This window comes from Aminobacter aminovorans (genome assembly GCF_900445235.1).
GTDB classification, from domain to species: Bacteria; Pseudomonadota; Alphaproteobacteria; order Rhizobiales; family Rhizobiaceae; genus Aminobacter; species Aminobacter aminovorans.
Window position 1 is genome coordinate 3,282,569 of record NZ_UFSM01000001.1, and the last position, 15,960, is coordinate 3,298,528.

The following is a 15,960-nucleotide window of genomic DNA, read 5'->3' on the forward strand; positions in this document are numbered from 1 at the left end:
ATAATCTATCCACTTGGCGATGGTGTGGCTGTTGTCATCCCCGCCGAAAGGGCCGCGCTTCCTATCGAGGAGATCGCCCGCAAGGATGTTCCTGCAGGTGTGCCCTACAGGATCGTGGCGGCGACTGATATCCCCGAAGACCGTTCGCAACGGGAGCTCTGGACCGCCGATTTCAGCCAACCCGACGGCTACGGAATCGGTGCCGAGTCATGGATTGCGGAGATGCAGGCTATCGTTGCCGTCCAGGCCGCCCAGGAGGGAGATCAATGACCGCCCCCGTCATTTCCATCCGCCCTGCACCGCCGCCTGCTATCCCTGAGCGGGTCTCTTCGCGCCAGTTCAAGATGCAGCTCGAGCTCGACGAGATACTGGACCAGGTCGAAGCATGGGTTGCCGCGCAGCCCAGGCTTGTTCAGATCGCATATCGCGAGAGCAAGACTTTCGATCGGGCCGACGCCATGCTGCAGTCTGGATTCTCGGCGCTCGGGTTCGATGCCGCTCGGGTCGACGAGTTCTTTTCGGATGCTGAGAAGCTCTAGCGCATATGAGGCCCGAAGTTCGTTCCTGCGATGCGCGAGTTAAAGCCCTCTGCGACGAGTTTGACATCGAGATCATCCATGGGCACCGCTACCCCCAACCCGGCCAGACCAGAGCGGTTGCCACGATCCGGCGTATCGTCGATCGACACGGCGAAGCCCATGCAAGGATCGTGCTTTGTGTCCTTGCCGAGGGCAGGGGGCACTCCGCCCTTATCGACGAGGTTGGCCTTTGGGCTGTTTCGGATCTCGCCTTGGCATGCGCCAACCTCATCGAGGCCGACGCCGGCGCCTTCCTCGAGCTCTTCGATCAGCTCCCCTTCGGGCCCTACATGGCGTTCGCCAACGAGCTCTCGGGGACCGTGCGTCAACGAGAAGCGTTGGTTGGAATGCTGTATCTCCATATTCGGACGCTCCGCGAGCGCACGCTCACGAAACGTGAGTGCTCCGGGAGGCATGTAGCCAAGGCAAATGCAAGCGAGCGCGATAAGGGCCGCCCGGCCTTTGTGCCAAACGGCCGTCGTACCTCGGAGCAGAAGCTGGCTATTGGTCGACGGCTCCTCGAGGTCAAGGCAATGCTTCCTCACGGGCATATTCGGGCCGTGGGTCCGCGAGCGGTCTGGCCTCAACTACGATACGGCGCGCCAATGCATGGCGATAGCGAGGGAAGTTCGTGCGCAGTTCGAACGCTAACGAATCCGATTGATTTTTTTGGACGATCGGGGGTGTCAAGACTATTTATATACCAACAACCGCATACAGTGGACACGCACGGAGTCGAACAGGGAGAGCAGTGATGGCTAAGCAAGCGACATCTGTAGATTCTGCTGGTCTGCATGGGGCGCGTTCCTATGCGTCGGAGCGATTGTCATCGGTCTCGACTGTTCGGATCAGTGCGTCGAAGGGGGAAATGACGATATCAGTGTCAGCAAAGGATGGACGCTTTATATCGTCTGAGGGCCGAGGTGGGGGGCATGCCGGCAAGGACAAAACTATACGCAAAGGGTGACTGGGAAAGAGAAACGGCGATACGGCCGAGCGCCACACTCGGCGTCGAGAAATATCGAGATCAGGCACGACGCGACTACGCCCGCCTGATCCATTGTCCGTCGTTTAGGCGTCTGCAAGGAAAGACCCAGCTTTTTCCATCTCACGAAAGCGATTTCTTTCGCAACCGGCTGACACACTCCTTGGAAGTCGCGCAGATCGCGAAATCGATCGCAATCCGCATCAACAGCACTGACGACTTCTTTAAGAAGAACCCCGTGAATCTGGATATGGTCGAGTTCGCCGGGCTAGCGCACGACATTGGACACCCGCCGTTTGGGCATAACGGCGAAGCCACACTCGACAGGCTGATGCTTCGCTACGGCGGATTCGAAGGAAATGCTCAGACGCTCCGGCTAATCGCTCGAATTGAGAAAAAGATAACTACGGAATTTCCAAGCGTTTCGCAGACGCCGCGACCGGTCGACCCGGCTACCTTTGCAGATCTGCGACTTGGTCTAAACCTAACCTATCGAACGCTCGCGTCGATCCTGAAGTATGACCGTATGATCCCTGAAAGTAAGACGGGCCGCGAAGGGCAGGGGTCTGAGAAGAAGCCAGTTAAAGGATACTATGCGTCTGAAGGGAGGTTGGTCGAGCGCATCAAGGCTCACGTTGCCCCGGGTTATGCCGAACCATTCAAGACGATCGAATGCCACATAATGGACGTTGCCGACGATATTGCATATTCAACATACGATATCGAGGATGCATTCAAGGCGAATTTCCTGTCGCCTCTCGCGATGATCTCGAAGGACGACGATTTCAAAGAGCGTATCGCTTCGAAAGTGCGAGAGAACCTGGGATCCAAACTGGAGGGCCTGTCGACTGCCGAGATGGCCTTCGATGTGTCTAACGTGAATGATATCCTAGGCGAACTCTTCAAGCCGCTCTTAGGGCTAGACGTCAAAACTGCACAGGCGTTGTCCAGGCCTGTCACCGCGACCGAACTTTCGTTTCTGATTGCCGCACATACATCCGCAGGATCGCAAGCCCTGGTTGAAAAGGGTTATCTCCGCACATCGTTTACTTCCGATTTGGTCGGCCGCTTTATTCGCGGCGTGAAGGTCAGTCCAAATTTGAGTTCCCCGTCGATGTCCAAAGTCCAACTCGATGTGGACACTTTCAAGCGAGTCGAAACTCTTAAGCATTTCGCTTTCGAACTGCTTATCGTGTCGCCAATGCTGAAGATCGCAGAAAAACGAGGCGATCAGATTATCCGAACACTCTTTGAATGCTTCATGGCGGATCGAAATCTGTTGCCTGCCGACTGGCGCGAGCTGTACGAGGCAATGGATAACGAAGCATGGCAGGCGCGTGTCGTGTGCGATTACATCGCTGGCATGAGCGACCGATATTGTGTCGAGATGTACGCGCGAATCACTAGTGAGAACCCAATCACTATCTGGAAGCCGCACTAAGGCGGGAAAATTGCTGGCGAGGGACGACGTGTGGCTGGGAGCCCAATGATCGTTTGGACCTCTAGGCCTCTAGTACCTCGAAGAAATCAAACTGGTTAGGATCCTCTTTTGGGATCGCTTGGGGGAATGCACGATAGAACGATCTATCAAAATCGGTCTTATCGCGTGAAGCGTTGCCAATGCCGATCACCTGCCACAGATGCTGACGAAGTGCTGGCAAGCCGACCTGATCGGCAAGAAATTGGTGCAATTTGTATCGACGCCCTCCGCCGCCATATACAACTGGGTTGGCCTCATCGAGCATCTCTAGGATGGCACCATTGCTGTTTGCTAGGGGGTGATAGATGTATTTGCGAGTGAACCAGCCGAAGAATTGCGGGTGTTTAAACGACCGCTGCGCTCGGCGTTTCAGCTTGTACAATTTGTAGATCATGTCAGCGAATTGATCAGGGAACTCCTTCTCCCACTGCCGAAACTCCTCTGAGACAAACTCCTGCCAAAGCCGCAGGTATTCGGTTCGATGGACATCCTCAATGTAGCCGGTCGCTGCGTCCACTAGGGCTACAATCCCTAGTTTTGCAGCTGATCGGACTATGATTTCTGCTTGGACCGCCAGAAAGGCTTGCGACGGTGCGAGACGCTTGTCATTGCGCGCTTGAATTAAAGCGTCACACACCTCAATCAGCGTGGTTGCCTCGTACCCATCGGCCGTTCCAACCACAGAGTCTGGATCGGTATCCAAGTATCTGAAAGATATAGGATTCTCGATCTTATCCCACAACTTTTCATCGATTGCGGATCGTACCCCTTTCCGTGTCACCGTGCGGAGAAAGGCGTTTCCCCCTTCTGATTTCAAGGTCAGTGCCTTCGCCATCGCGCTCTTGGCTATCAAGCGCCGGCCGTCGAACAGACGATATACCTCAATGTCCACGTCACCGATCGGGAGAACACCCTGATGGCTGGCCCTCGGGATATCACCTTGGTCCGACAATCGGGTCCATCGTGCTTGGGCCGCACGTTGAGCTATTTCTCGACGTTGTTCTGATGTTAGTGACTTAGCGCGCGCCCGACCGCCTTTTGACTGATGAGACATCGAATCACCTTCTGATGCTTGCTTGTGGCGAAAAATGGCATGCTTGCTTCTGTTCAGCAAGCATGCCAAATTTCAATCCACATGAATGCTTGCTTGCAGGACGTCGCGCTGTATTTTATTGGGTGTTACGGGTCGAACTCGGCCGAAAACCGGGACATCCAGGACAAATCGAATCCGATGGGTAAGAGAAAGCGCTTGGTCATCCCGCCACCAACGGGCTTGGAACCCGAGATCGCCAGGATCATCGAGGCCCTTGCGCGCAAGATGGCACATGACGATTACTATGGCGTCACCGAGATGATACCGGATAAACCGGTCAAAAAGCGCCGCACTAGAATTCGCCCCGTCTTCAAGTGGTCTCGCGATGTTTCTCGAGAAGACTAGGACGACCGAGCGCGAACTTTGCGACCGGAATCTGTCAGACGCCACTGGAGCCTGATTTTCTCCTCAGTCTCGGTTGTGTCGACCTGCACCCGCTGGGTGCGGATGAGCTTGGCGTTTTCAAGCCGATCAAGCGCTTTGATGAGGTCTATGTAAGGCCGCAAGGGAACGGTCTGCCAAGCCTCAGCGGGCGCCTCCTTCAGCAACTCACGCTCAGCATCTGAAAGCTCCATGTCACCCCCTAGGGCAGCAACGCCCGTTCCTTAGCGTTAGGGACGCGCGCCTCTACCACCAACGCGACATACTCGCTGTTGTCTTTCGGGTTGAAGACCCGCTCCACAACAGTCCATATCTCGCGGTTCGAAGGATCGCTTCGGTTCATTCCGCTAAGAACACCTGGATCGACAATTTTGTCGCCAATGGAGGGCAGAAAGCCACCGAAGGTCGACAAGTCGAAGTCTTCTGCTCCATCCTCAATCAAGCCGTCCTTGTTTCGAAAACAAATCCTTACGGTGACGTCCATTACGCTCCCCTTGAATCAGAACCGAAGGATTGCCCGAGACAGGTATGAACACAAGCTATTCCCCCGGAAGGGGAATGCTTGAACTGTTGATGATTTGAAGGCATCGTGGTCGCGGAGCTTCGAAACTCTCGCAGCGGACCCTTGCCGGGGTTTTGCGCTGCAATCGCGATAGGAACGCTCGGGCTTGCCGGCCTAGTCGCTCCGAAAAATGTGACGCGCCCAGCCGTGGGCGTGACCGGCACCACTATGCCGGGAAGGCCGCGGTTATACAAGACCCTTCGGGGAAAGGCTGTGGCGCATGTTTCGCGACATGTTTCGAACTTCCCGGCGCCAGCGCTGTCCGCTGGCACCCGGCCTTCGAAAGCCGGCAGTTCGCGAGCAAATCACCATGACAACCACCCGACCTTCCGTCCTTGGCCTACTAACCGCCTCCTCCGCCTCTGACAGGCCAGGACCAATCGTCAACGCTGCCGCGCCCAGGCAGCAGCATTTGCGCGGCTCGCACGTCTACCGATGCGGGGACAGCTATCACCTCCAGACCTGGGAGGAGCGCGACGATATCGCTCCGGGTTTCAGGCTTGGGGTAGTGCGCCAGTTGAGCTGAGATCCAGCATGCCGGACGCCATGTAGGCAAGACTCAAAGTAGGGAAGAAAATGGGGAAGCTTCGTTAGCTTCCCTATTTTTTGCATATTTATCAGCCTGATAGGTGAAAAATCTGGCGGAGAGAGTGGGATTCGAACCCACGGAGAACTTGCGCCCTCGACGGTTTTCAAGACCGTTGCCTTAAACCACTCGGCCATCTCTCCAAACCATTGCAGCCGCTGTGCTATTTGCCTGGTCCGATAAGATCGGATCGGCTTGCGCGCTGGGCTTGCAACCATCTGGTCACGAGTGCCGCGTTTATAGCTTTCCCTAGCTCGCCGTCAACGCCGCGAATCTTAAACAAGATGAGAAACGCCCAACATCGTCATTGGGCGGCAAGTGGCGCATCCGGCTTCGGCGAACCGTTGGCAACACTGCGCCGCAAGCCTGGCGGGCTGAGCCTGGCGCGCGCAATCGCCGATCTGCACGGCGCTTCGATGACGCTGGAAGACAACAAACCCGGCGTGAAGGTGGTTGCCAGTTTCCCTGCCATCGGAAACACCAACCGCCAATGAGGCCGCTTAAGCCGTCGGCGTGGATTATCTTCTTGTTATGTTTCTTGTCATACTGACCTGAAAATAATAGCTTTCTTACGCTGCGACGCTGCACTTGTTCTGCCACGGCGAACTTGGTTGAAGTAAAATTCCCCGAGGGCAGGCGCCGCAATTGCGCCACAATCTCGCCTGTTTCGCACCACAGTCGATTAATAGGCTGGCAAGCATTAGCTGCGCACATAGGGGACTGGGGATACGTGCGCGAGCGAACTCCACTTATGCGTAACGGCGCCGCGATCGTTTAGCGGTGCTGGAGTAGACTGGTAGGGGACTTCTTGAAAATGCAGAACTCGACGCGGACGCGTTTCAGGCGCGCAGCCACGGTCAGCATTCTCGCTGCGACGGCGGTTTTCATTGCCGGCTGTGCCTCCCAGAAGCCAACCTCCGTCGCCAGCAAGAAGCGCTCCAAGGAGTATTTTGCCGAGTCCGAATATGGTGTGAAGGCAAGTCCGCGCGTGACGACAGCGATGTCGAACCTGCCGCGCGGCGGCGGCCGCGACCAGACCGGCAAGCCCTACAAGGTGCGCGGCAAGTGGTACTATCCGAAAGAAGACAAGAACTACGCCGCGATGGGGCCGGCCTCATGGTACGGCGATGCCTTCCACGGTCGGCTGACCGCAAATGGCGAAATCTACGACATGACGCATTTGACCGCGGCCCATCCGACGATGCCGCTGCCCAGCTATGCGCGTGTCACCAACACCAAGAACGGCTCGTCGGTGATCGTTCGTATCAACGATCGCGGGCCTTATTCGAACGATCGTGTCATCGATCTGTCCAAGCGTGCCGCCGAGATGCTCGACTATGCCCATAGCGGCACGGCCAATGTGAAGGTCGAATATGTCGGCCGTGCGCCGCTCGATGGCCGCGACGACCAGTATCTGCTGGCATCCTACCGTCCAGGCAAGGGCATGACCGACCCGATCAATGACGGTCTGCCGACTGGCGTGATGATTGCCATGAACGGTCCGACGCCGCGCGTCAGCGTGGGGCAGGCGGCAGCCTTCCCTGGCACGATGACCAACAATGCGGCACCTGCCGTCATCCAGCAGGCCAGTGCGCCGGCCAACACGCTTGCGGCGCAGGCGGTCCAGTACGAACAGCCTGTGATGGCAGCGCAAGGCCAGGGTATCATCGATGTCGTGCTGCCGGATTTCGGGCCGATCGCGCCGGAACGTCCGGATGGCATGATGGTACCGCAAACCCGCGTGGCGCTCGCCACCATGGGCTATGCCAGTGAAAGCGAGAGTGCTGCGACCCGCGCCTTTAATGCCTTGTCGGGCAAGTCGATGACGTCGAGCGACATCGTCGATTCCTGGAAGCGCCTCAATCCGGGCCCGCGCGCCGAGCAGGAGCTGGACGCCTATGTCGCTGCCGGCACCTTTGCGGACAGCGCGGAAGCCCAGCGTGTTGCCAAGGCACTCTCGGCCTATGGCCGCACCCTGGTCGAGCAGTCCGATTTCGAAGGCAAGACCTGGTATTCGGTCGACCTCTATCCCGATGGAAAGACCTCGATCGACGCCATGCTGAAGGCAGCCTGGTCGCACGGCGCGCCCGACGCATTTGCGGTTCACGATTAAGGCAAGATTTCGCGAAAGAGGAACTGTGGCTATCTGCCCAGCCACGGTTGATCCCGGCGATCGAAGACTGATAGGCTCAGGACGCTCGACCGGAACGGGGCCGAACGGGGCAGTATCTCTCATGAATTTCAGACTATCCGCGCCGCTCAGCTTGATGATCGGCCTGCTTGCAGCGCTTGCTTTCGCAGGACAGGCGCACGCCCAGCTTTTCGAAACCAAGGCGAGCCAGGCCTACATGATCGATGCCGAAACCGGCACGGTGCTGTTTTCGAAAGAGCCCGACAAGCCGATGGCGCCGGCCTCGCTGGCCAAGCTGATGACCATGGAAGTTGTTTTCAACGCCATCAAGTCCGGCCGCTACAAGCTCGACGATACGTTTGCCGTGAGCGAGAATGCCTGGCGTACCGGCGGTGCCGCATCGCGTGCCTCGACGATGTTTGCAGCGGTCAGATCGCAGATCCGCATCGAGGACCTGATCCAAGGCGTCACCGTGCAGCTCGCCAATGACGGCTGCATCGTGCTTGCCGAAGGCATGGCCGGCTCGGAGGCCAATTTCGCGCTGCAGATGACCGAACGTGCCCGCGAAATCGGCTTGGAGAAGTCGACATTCGTCAATTCGACCGGCTTGCCTGCGCCCGGCCAGACAACCACGGTGCGCGAGCTTGCCACGCTCGGCCTGCATATCTGGCGCACCTATCCCGAATTCTACCGCTACTACAGCCTGCCGGAGTTCAACTGGAACAAGATCCTGCAGCGCAACCGCAACCCGTTGATCACCATGGACATCGGCGCCGACGGCATGGCGGCCGGCTTCACCGAAGGCGAGGGCTTTGCCATCGTCGGCTCGGTCAATCGCGACGGCAGACGGCTGTTTGCCGCCATGGCCGGTCTTGCCAGTGACCGCGAGCGTTCCGAAGAAGCCCGCAAGCTGCTCGACTGGGGCATGCGCTCCTTCGAGATGTCGGAGATATTTGCCGCCAACGAGACTGTCGGCGAGGCGCAGGTGTTTGGCGGCACCAAGTCGCATGTCGCGCTGGTGGCGCAGAAGCCGATTTCGCTGTTTTTGCCGATCACCAATCGCGAACGGCTCGTTGCCCGCATCGTCTATGATGGCCCGGTCGCAGCGCCGATCGCGCAGGGAACGCCGATCGGCTCGCTCAAGGTCTGGATCGGCGACACGCTGAGCCAGGAAACGCCGCTTTACGCCGCCGAGGCGGTCGACGTCGGTTCGCTGCAGAGCCGCGCACTCGACGCGGTCAAAGAACTCGCGGTCGGCTGGCTCAGATAGTTCGGGTGGACCTTTGCTGCTCTCGACGCTAGAGCTTCGGCACCTACATAAGATATGCCGTGAGGCCGTTCGTACGGCATGACGTGCGATGCAGCGGACAGAAAGGCATTGGATTGGCGCGCGGCTTCTTCATCACATTCGAAGGCGGCGAGGGGGCAGGCAAGTCGACACAGATCGAGCGCCTGGCCGGCAAGCTGCGCGACAAGCGCTATGACATCGTGGTCACGCGTGAGCCCGGGGGCTCGCCCGGTGCGGAAGCGGTGCGCCACGTGTTGTTGTCAGGTGCTGCGGAACCATTCGGACCGGAAATGGAAGCACTGCTGTTTGCCGCCGCCCGCTCCGACCATGTCGAGCAGGTGATCCGCCCGGCCGTCGAACGTGGCGCCATCGTGCTGTGTGATCGCTTCCTCGATTCGTCGCGCGTCTACCAAGGCGTAACAGGCGACCTCGATCCCGACTTCATGGCGGCGGTCGAGCGCGTGGCGATCAATGGCATGATGCCTGACATGACGCTTATCCTGGATCTCGACCCGACCGAAGGCTTGCGGCGCGCCACTGCCAGGCGCGGGCAGGATGTGGCAGACCGCTTCGAGAAGGAGACCGTCGAGATCCACCAGCGCCGGCGCGATGCCTATCTGGCGATTGCCGAGAACGAACCTGAGCGATGCATCCTGATCGACGCATCGAAGGATCAGGAAGAGGTCGAGCATTCGATCACCGACGCCGTCTTCGCAGCCCTAGAGGCGCGTGCTACAGCCGGCAGCCGGGCGAGGGCTGACGCCTGATGTTCGAACGCATTGCCCCCGAACAGCACGACACGCTCGACGGCATCCCCGAGCCGTCCGAAAACCCGCATCTGTTTGGCCACGAACAGGCGATCGCGATGCTGACATCAGCCTATCGCTCGGGCAAGCTGCCACACGCCCTGATCCTCGCCGGACCGGTCGGCATCGGCAAGGCAACGCTGGCCTTTCATCTCGCCAATCATTTGCTGCGTTATCCAGACTATCGCAGTGCGCCGGAAGATCTGGCTGATCCAGATCCGCGGTCGGGACTGTTCCGCCAGGTCGCCACCGGCGCGCATCCTTCCGTGTTGCATCTGACGCGCCCGCAGAACGACAAGACCAAGGGCTTCAAGTCGGTCGTGACGGTCGACGAGATCCGCAAGGTGTCGCGTTTCCTGTCCATGACCTCGCATGATGGCGCCTATCGCGTGGTCATCGTCGATCCGGCCGACGACATGAACACCAATGCCGCCAACGCGCTGCTCAAGAATCTCGAGGAGCCGCCGGCACGCACGCTGTTCATCCTGATCGTGCATGCACCCGGCAGCCTGCTACCGACGATCCGGTCGCGTTGCCAGACCATTCGACTGACCCCGCTCGACGACGACGCGCTGCTGGCGGCCCTTGCCGGCACCGATCAGCCGGCCCCTGACGAGCCCGAGGCGCGCACCGCACTGGTGCAACGGGCAGGGGGAAGCGTGCGTGCAGCAATTCTGCTCACCCAATATGGCGGCCTGGAGATTGCCGAAGCGCTGGACAAGATCGTGTACGCGGGACGCAACGACATCGCCGCTTCGCACAAGCTTGCCGATGCGGTGGCAGGCAGGGACAGCGCCATCCAGTTCGACGTCTTCAATCGCCGCGCCCTCGACCTTTTGTCCGATACGGCGACAGACGCGGCGCGCAACTCCGATCTTTCGCGGGCGAACGCCTTGTCCGATGCTTGGCACGACGCGCAAAACGCGATATCCGAGACCGAGACCTACAATCTCGACAAGAAACAACACGTCCTGGCCATGATCGACCGCTTGAATGCCGCATTGCGAATGTGACGCTCGTCCGAGCCGGATGGCAAACGCCATGCCGATGCGTTATCTGACCGCGACCCTTTCAATCCGACATTCATGACGGTTCACCCATGTCCCGCGAAAAATTCTACATCACGACGGCGATCTCATATCCGAACGGCAAGCCGCATATCGGCCACGCCTACGAGCTGATCGCCACCGACGCGCTTGCACGTTTCCAGCGCCATGACGGCAAGGATGTGTTCTTCCTCACCGGCACCGACGAGCACGGCATCAAGATGCTGCAGACGGCCAATCGCGAAGGCATAACGGCGCGCGAACTGGCAGATCGTAATTCGAACGAATTCAAGAAGATGGCAACGCTTCTGAACGCGTCGAACGACGACTTCATCCGCACCACGGAAGAGCGTCACTACGCTGCCTCCCAGGCTATCTGGAAGGCGATGGCGGAGCGGGGCGACATCTACAAGAGCAGCTATGCCGGCTGGTATTCGGTGCGTGACGAAGCCTATTATGGCGAGGAAGAAACCGAGGTCCGTCCCGACAATGTGCGCTACGGACCGCAGGGCACGCCGGTCGAATGGGTCGAGGAAGAAAGCTATTTCTTCCGCCTGTCAGCCTATCAGGACAAGCTGCTGGCGCTCTACGACAACCAGCCCGATTTCATCGGCCCCAACGAGCGCCGCAACGAGGTGGCGAGCTTCGTCCGTTCGGGCCTGAAGGACCTGTCGATCTCGCGCACGACCTTCGACTGGGGCGTCCCGGTGCCCGGCGACGACAAGCACGTGATGTATGTCTGGGTCGACGCATTGACCAACTACATCACCGCCCTTGGCTATCCCGATACAAGCGCCGAAAAGTGGACCTACTGGCCCGCCGTGCACATCATCGGCAAGGACATCGTGCGCTTTCACGCCGTCTACTGGCCGGCTTTCCTGATGTCAGCCGGCATCGAGTTGCCGAAGAGGGTGTTCGGCCACGGCTTCCTGTTCAACCGCGGCGAGAAGATGTCGAAGTCGCTCGGCAACGTCGTCGATCCATTCACCATGGTCGAACACTACGGCCTCGACCAGGTGCGCTACTTCCTGCTGCGCGAGGTTCCGTTCGGCCAGGACGGCAGCTACAGCCATGAGGCAATCGTCAACCGCACCAATGCCGACCTCGCCAACGATCTCGGCAATCTGGCGCAGCGGTCTCTGTCGATGATCGCCAAGAACTGCAATGGCGTGGTGCCGCAACGTGGCGAACTGACTGATGCCGACAAGGCGATCCTCGACCAGGCCGTGGCCGCATTGGCGACGGCGCGCAAGGCGATGGCGGAGCAGGGCATCCACCACGCCCTTGCCGCGATCTTCGCCGTCGTTGCCGAGGCCAATCGCTATTTCGCGGCACAGGAGCCTTGGGCGCTGAAGAAGACCGACCCGGCGCGCATGGAAACGGTGCTTTGGACCACCGCCGAGGTGATCCGCCGCGTCGGCATCATGTGCCAGCCGTTCATTCCGACCTCGGCAGCCAAGCTGCTCGACCTGCTTGCTGCCACTGACCGCGACTTCGTCCATGTCGGCGCGGCGCATGCGCTGGTCTCGGGTGCGGCTCTGCCGGCTCCCCAGCCGGTGTTCCCGCGCTATGTCGAACAGGCAGCGGAAAGCTGAGGCTGGCAGAAATGTTGGTCGACAGTCATTGCCATCTCGACTTCCCCGATTTTGCCGAGGAGCGCGCTGATATCATCGCGCGCGCCAAGGCGGCGGGCGTCGAGCGCATGGTCACGATCTCGACACGCGTCAAGCGCTTCGAGCAAATCCTTGCGATTGCTGAGGCGTTCGACGAGGTCTTCTGCTCCGTCGGTACTCATCCGCACAACGCTGCCGAAGAACTCGACGTGACGACCGCAGATCTGGTCCGGCTGGCAGCGCACCCGAAAGTCGTGGCGATCGGCGAGGCCGGCCTCGACTATTTCTACGACAAGGCGCCGCGCGACGCGCAGGCGCAAGGGTTGCGCGTCCATATCGCAGCGTCCCGAGAAACCGGATTGCCGCTGGTCATCCACGCTCGCAACGCTGATGACGACATGGCTGACATCCTCAAGGAGGAAACAGGGAAGGGTGCCTTCCCCTTCATCCTGCACTGCTTCTCGTCAGGGGCCGAACTGGCGCGCATCGGCGTCGAGCTTGGCGGCTATGTCTCGTTCTCCGGCATTCTGACGTTCAAAAACTCGGCCGAGCTGCGCGAGATCGCCAAGGACGTTCCCCGCGACCGTCTGCTGGTCGAAACCGATGCGCCCTATCTTGCGCCGCCGCCGCACCGCGGCAAGCGCAACGAGCCGGCCTTCGTGGCGCAGACGGCCGCCGTGCTGGCCGAAACGATCGGCGTCAGCGCAGCTGAAATCGCCGACATCACCACAGCCAACTTCTTCCGGCTGTTCACCAAGATGCCGAGGCCAGCCTGACGCCATGGCCGACGTGCTGCGCCTCACCATTCTGGGCTGCGGCTCGTCGCCAGGCACGCCGCGCATAACCGGCGACTGGGGCGCTTGCGACCCGACAAATCCGAAGAACAGGCGGACGCGCGCGGCTGCCATGGTCGAGCGCATTTCCGATGCCGGCGTGACACGCGTCGTCATCGACACGGGGCCGGACTTTCGCGCCCAGATGCTGGCCGCCGGCGTCCGCCACATCGACGGCGTGGTCTACACGCATCCGCATGCCGACCATATCCATGGCATCGACGATCTCAGAGGCTACGTGCTCGAGCGCCGCAGCCTTGTCGACATCTGGGCCGACGATTTCACGCTCGACAGGCTGAAACAGGCCTTCGGCTACTGCATCGAAACACCGCCGGGAAGCTCATATCCGCCGATCGTGCGGCCGCATATCATCGCGCACGATCAACCGTTCGTCGTAACGGGAGAGGGGGGTGCCCTCACCTTTCTGCCGCTACCGCAGATCCATGGCGACATCGTTTCGCTCGGCTTCCGCGTCGGGCCGCTGGCATATTGTTCAGACGTCAGCGATTTTCCGGAGCCCACGGCGGCATTGATGACGGGCCTGGAGCTTCTGGTCGTCGATGCCTTACAGCACAGGCAGCACGTCAGCCATCTGTCGCTTTCTGAGGCGCTGGAGTGGATCGTGAGGCTCAAGCCGAGCAAGGCCGTACTGACGCATATGCATGTGCCGCTGGACTACGCTGCCGTCCAGGAAGCCACGCCGGCGCATGTCGAGCCTGCCTATGACGGCATGACGATCGAAATGCCTTACCCTTCAGCGCGATAAGCCGAATGCTTGATGCATTCCGGCGTCCGCTTGGCCCGCCAAGGCTGACTGGACTCTACGAGGACCTTGCTTCTAGGCCGATCTGTTGTGCGGCTGCCGAGAGCACCAAGAATCCGGCTGAACAACGCTTCGGTGCGCCACACATGTTCCATAATCTATCTTATGCGACAAGCGTCTATTGGCGCAAAGTTAAAATGTCTTGATTCTGCAAAGTAGGAATGTCGCCCTGCTCGTTGAGTGGGAGGCAGCGGAATGGGACTGATCGTGATGAGCGAACGTGAGCTGCAACGGATCGAGGTGCTGTCGAAGGTTGTTGAGCGGCGCATGACGACTGTCTCGGCCGCGCATGTCCTCGAACTGACGACGCGCCAGGTGCAGCGACTTTTGAAGACGTTTCAGGCTGGCGGCGCCGCGGCACTCCGGCACAAGTCTCGAGGCCGGCCGTCCAACCATCGATATGTCGCCGGCGTCGGCGAGTTGGCGGTTCAGCTGGTTCGGGAACACTATCTCGACTTCGGACCGACCTTGGCGGCCGAGAAGTTGGCGGCGCGCCACGGTCTGGTTGTGTCGCGAGAGACGTTGCGCAAATGGATGGTGGAAGCCGGAATCTGGCTATCGCGAAAGCAGCGCAGGACGTTCCATCAGCCCAGACTACGTCGGGAGTCATATGGCGAGCTGGTGCAGATCGACGGCAGTGATCATCGTTGGTTCGAGGGGCGGGGCGATCCATGCACCCTGCTCGTCTTTATCGATGATGCCACGAGCAAGCTCCAGCAGCTTCGCTTTGTGAAGTCGGAGAGCACCTTCAGTTATTTCGAGGCGCTGGAGCTCTATCTGAAGTCGCACGGATGCCCGGTGGCGTTCTATTCCGACAAGCATACGGTGTTTCGTGTTTCCAAGAAGGATGCCAAGGCCGCGGCATGACGCAATTCGGCCGCGCGCTGTCTGAGCTCAACATCGAGATTCTGTGCGCCAATTCGAGCCAGGCCAAAGGCCGGGTCGAACGGGTCAATCGGACGCTGCAAGACCGCCTCGTGAAGGAACTTCGCCTCGCCGGCATATCCGACATTGCACTAGCCAATGCGTTCCTGCCGGCGTTCACCGCCGACTTCAACGAGAAGTTCGCCAAGGTTCCTGCCCGGCCGGACAATCTGCATCGTGTTTTGAATGTTGCGCCGGATCGGCTGCGCGACGTGCTGTGCAAGCGCGAGCAGCGTCATGTCGGCCAGCAACTGTCGTTTTCCTATGAGCGCAAGCAGATCATGCTCGAGAAGAACGAGCTTTCGTGCGAGCTGGTCGGCAAGTACGTCGACATCTACGAGTTTGCCGACGCTCACGTAGATGTCCGGTGGAAGGCGTGTTCCCTGCCCTATACCGTCTTCGACAAAGAGCAGCGCATCACACACACGGCGATCACGGAGAACAAGCGGCTCGGCGAGGTGCTTTCCTGGATCAAGGCCCAGCAGGATGAGGCTCGGCCGGCGCCGAAGATCAAGACCAACAGTGAGCAGATCGGCTACAAGAAGCGCGGACGTAAGCCGGGCAAAAGGACGGATTTCATGAACGATCCCACGGTCATCGCGCATCGGCAACGGGCGTTGGCAAGGTCGGCTTCTGGCGAGTGAGACCAGATCTCAAAGCCGAGGCGAGCTTGAATGGATCGCGCCTGATCGGGCTGCGCAACCCCGACCGGCTTACGCCCGATCAGGCTCTCTCGTGGCGTCGGGAAGTGGGTCACAATCGCATCTCCAACTTGCGCCCTGCCCGCTGAAACAGCCGATGCGACATTTCTACTTTGCAAGGGACCGGACA

16 protein-coding genes, 1 tRNA gene and 1 pseudogene are annotated in these 15,960 nt (G+C 59.6%); 13 read left to right on the top strand and 5 right to left on the bottom strand.

Annotated features, from left to right (window positions below; genetic code table 11):
• The first annotated feature begins 24 nt into the window (after positions 1–24).
• Together DY201_RS16110 and DY201_RS16115 are read left to right on the top strand one after the other, a co-directional pair.
• Positions 25–270 carry a hypothetical protein gene (locus DY201_RS16110; protein WP_245432018.1) on the top strand — a complete coding sequence of 82 codons (246 nt, stop codon included), beginning with the start codon at positions 25–27 and terminating at the stop codon, positions 268–270.
• Positions 267–539: a hypothetical protein gene (locus DY201_RS16115; protein ID WP_115732076.1), complete on the top strand. Its 273-nt coding sequence runs from the start codon at positions 267–269 to the stop codon at positions 537–539. The genes DY201_RS16110 and DY201_RS16115 overlap by 4 nt, the downstream gene beginning before the upstream one ends.
• Here DY201_RS16115 and DY201_RS16120 read toward each other — a convergent pair.
• On the bottom strand, positions 536–940 hold the full coding sequence (locus DY201_RS16120) for a hypothetical protein (RefSeq protein ID WP_131922276.1): 405 nt from the start codon (positions 938–940) through the stop codon (positions 536–538). The two genes, DY201_RS16115 and DY201_RS16120, sit on opposite strands and share 4 nt — an antisense overlap.
• 570 nt (positions 941–1,510) lie before the next feature.
• Between DY201_RS16120 and dgt the strand changes: the two genes are divergently transcribed.
• On the top strand, positions 1,511–3,004 hold the full coding sequence (gene dgt, locus DY201_RS16125; RefSeq protein ID WP_115733828.1) for a dGTP triphosphohydrolase: 1,494 nt from the start codon (positions 1,511–1,513) through the stop codon (positions 3,002–3,004).
• Positions 3,005–3,065: 61 nt separating this feature from the next.
• Here dgt and DY201_RS16130 read toward each other — a convergent pair whose 3' ends face one another.
• The gene (locus DY201_RS16130) at positions 3,066–3,935 is read right to left on the bottom strand and encodes a P63C domain-containing protein (RefSeq protein ID WP_165915859.1); all 870 of its coding nucleotides are present in this window, start codon (positions 3,933–3,935) and stop codon (positions 3,066–3,068) included.
• Between the two features lie 201 nt (positions 3,936–4,136).
• Here DY201_RS16130 and DY201_RS16135 point away from each other — a divergent pair, with 201 nt between their 5' ends.
• Entirely contained in the window at positions 4,137–4,481 is a 345-nt protein-coding gene (locus tag DY201_RS16135) for a hypothetical protein (RefSeq protein WP_131922271.1), read from the top strand.
• Here DY201_RS16135 and DY201_RS16140 read toward each other — a convergent pair.
• The 3 genes from DY201_RS16140 to DY201_RS16150 all read right to left on the bottom strand — a co-directional run bounded on the left by DY201_RS16140 (position 4,478) and on the right by DY201_RS16150 (position 5,808).
• A complete protein-coding gene (locus tag DY201_RS16140; protein WP_115732080.1) occupies positions 4,478–4,711 on the bottom strand; it encodes a hypothetical protein in 234 nt (77 codons plus the stop codon). The genes DY201_RS16135 and DY201_RS16140 overlap by 4 nt on opposite strands.
• Before the next feature lie 8 nt (positions 4,712–4,719).
• The gene (locus DY201_RS16145; RefSeq protein ID WP_115732081.1) at positions 4,720–5,001 is read right to left on the bottom strand and encodes a hypothetical protein; all 282 of its coding nucleotides are present in this window, start codon (positions 4,999–5,001) and stop codon (positions 4,720–4,722) included.
• A 717-nt stretch (positions 5,002–5,718) separates the two neighbouring features.
• Positions 5,719–5,808 (bottom strand) — tRNA-Ser (locus tag DY201_RS16150).
• 141 nt (positions 5,809–5,949) lie between these two features.
• Between DY201_RS16150 and DY201_RS28760 the strand changes: the two genes are divergently transcribed.
• From DY201_RS28760 to DY201_RS16190, 9 genes and pseudogenes are all read left to right on the top strand, one after another.
• Positions 5,950–6,159, top strand: a complete 210-nt coding sequence (locus DY201_RS28760) for a hypothetical protein (protein WP_131922269.1) — start codon at positions 5,950–5,952, stop codon at positions 6,157–6,159.
• Positions 6,160–6,479: 320 nt separating this feature from the next.
• Positions 6,480–7,778: a septal ring lytic transglycosylase RlpA family protein gene (locus tag DY201_RS16155; RefSeq protein WP_115732082.1), complete on the top strand. Its 1,299-nt coding sequence runs from the start codon at positions 6,480–6,482 to the stop codon at positions 7,776–7,778.
• A 154-nt stretch (positions 7,779–7,932) separates the two neighbouring features.
• On the top strand, positions 7,933–9,066 hold the full coding sequence (locus tag DY201_RS16160) for a D-alanyl-D-alanine carboxypeptidase family protein (protein WP_245432133.1): 1,134 nt from the start codon (positions 7,933–7,935) through the stop codon (positions 9,064–9,066).
• Between the two features lie 113 nt (positions 9,067–9,179).
• Positions 9,180–9,851: a dTMP kinase gene (gene tmk, locus DY201_RS16165; RefSeq protein ID WP_115732084.1), complete on the top strand. Its 672-nt coding sequence runs from the start codon at positions 9,180–9,182 to the stop codon at positions 9,849–9,851.
• Positions 9,848–10,903, top strand: a complete 1,056-nt coding sequence (locus DY201_RS16170; RefSeq protein ID WP_115732085.1) for a DNA polymerase III subunit delta' — start codon at positions 9,848–9,850, stop codon at positions 10,901–10,903. The genes tmk and DY201_RS16170 overlap by 4 nt, the downstream gene beginning before the upstream one ends.
• Before the next feature lie 86 nt (positions 10,904–10,989).
• The gene (gene metG, locus DY201_RS16175) at positions 10,990–12,531 is read left to right on the top strand and encodes a methionine--tRNA ligase (protein ID WP_115732086.1); all 1,542 of its coding nucleotides are present in this window, start codon (positions 10,990–10,992) and stop codon (positions 12,529–12,531) included.
• A gap of 11 nt (positions 12,532–12,542) precedes the next feature.
• Complete coding sequence (locus DY201_RS16180; protein ID WP_115732087.1) at positions 12,543–13,325, top strand: TatD family hydrolase; 783 nt, start codon at positions 12,543–12,545, stop codon at positions 13,323–13,325.
• A 4-nt stretch (positions 13,326–13,329) separates the two neighbouring features.
• Positions 13,330–14,148: an MBL fold metallo-hydrolase gene (locus DY201_RS16185; RefSeq protein WP_115732088.1), complete on the top strand. Its 819-nt coding sequence runs from the start codon at positions 13,330–13,332 to the stop codon at positions 14,146–14,148.
• A gap of 252 nt (positions 14,149–14,400) precedes the next feature.
• A pseudogene (locus tag DY201_RS16190) lies at positions 14,401–15,773 on the top strand (ISNCY family transposase).
• Positions 15,774–15,960 lie beyond the last annotated feature (187 nt).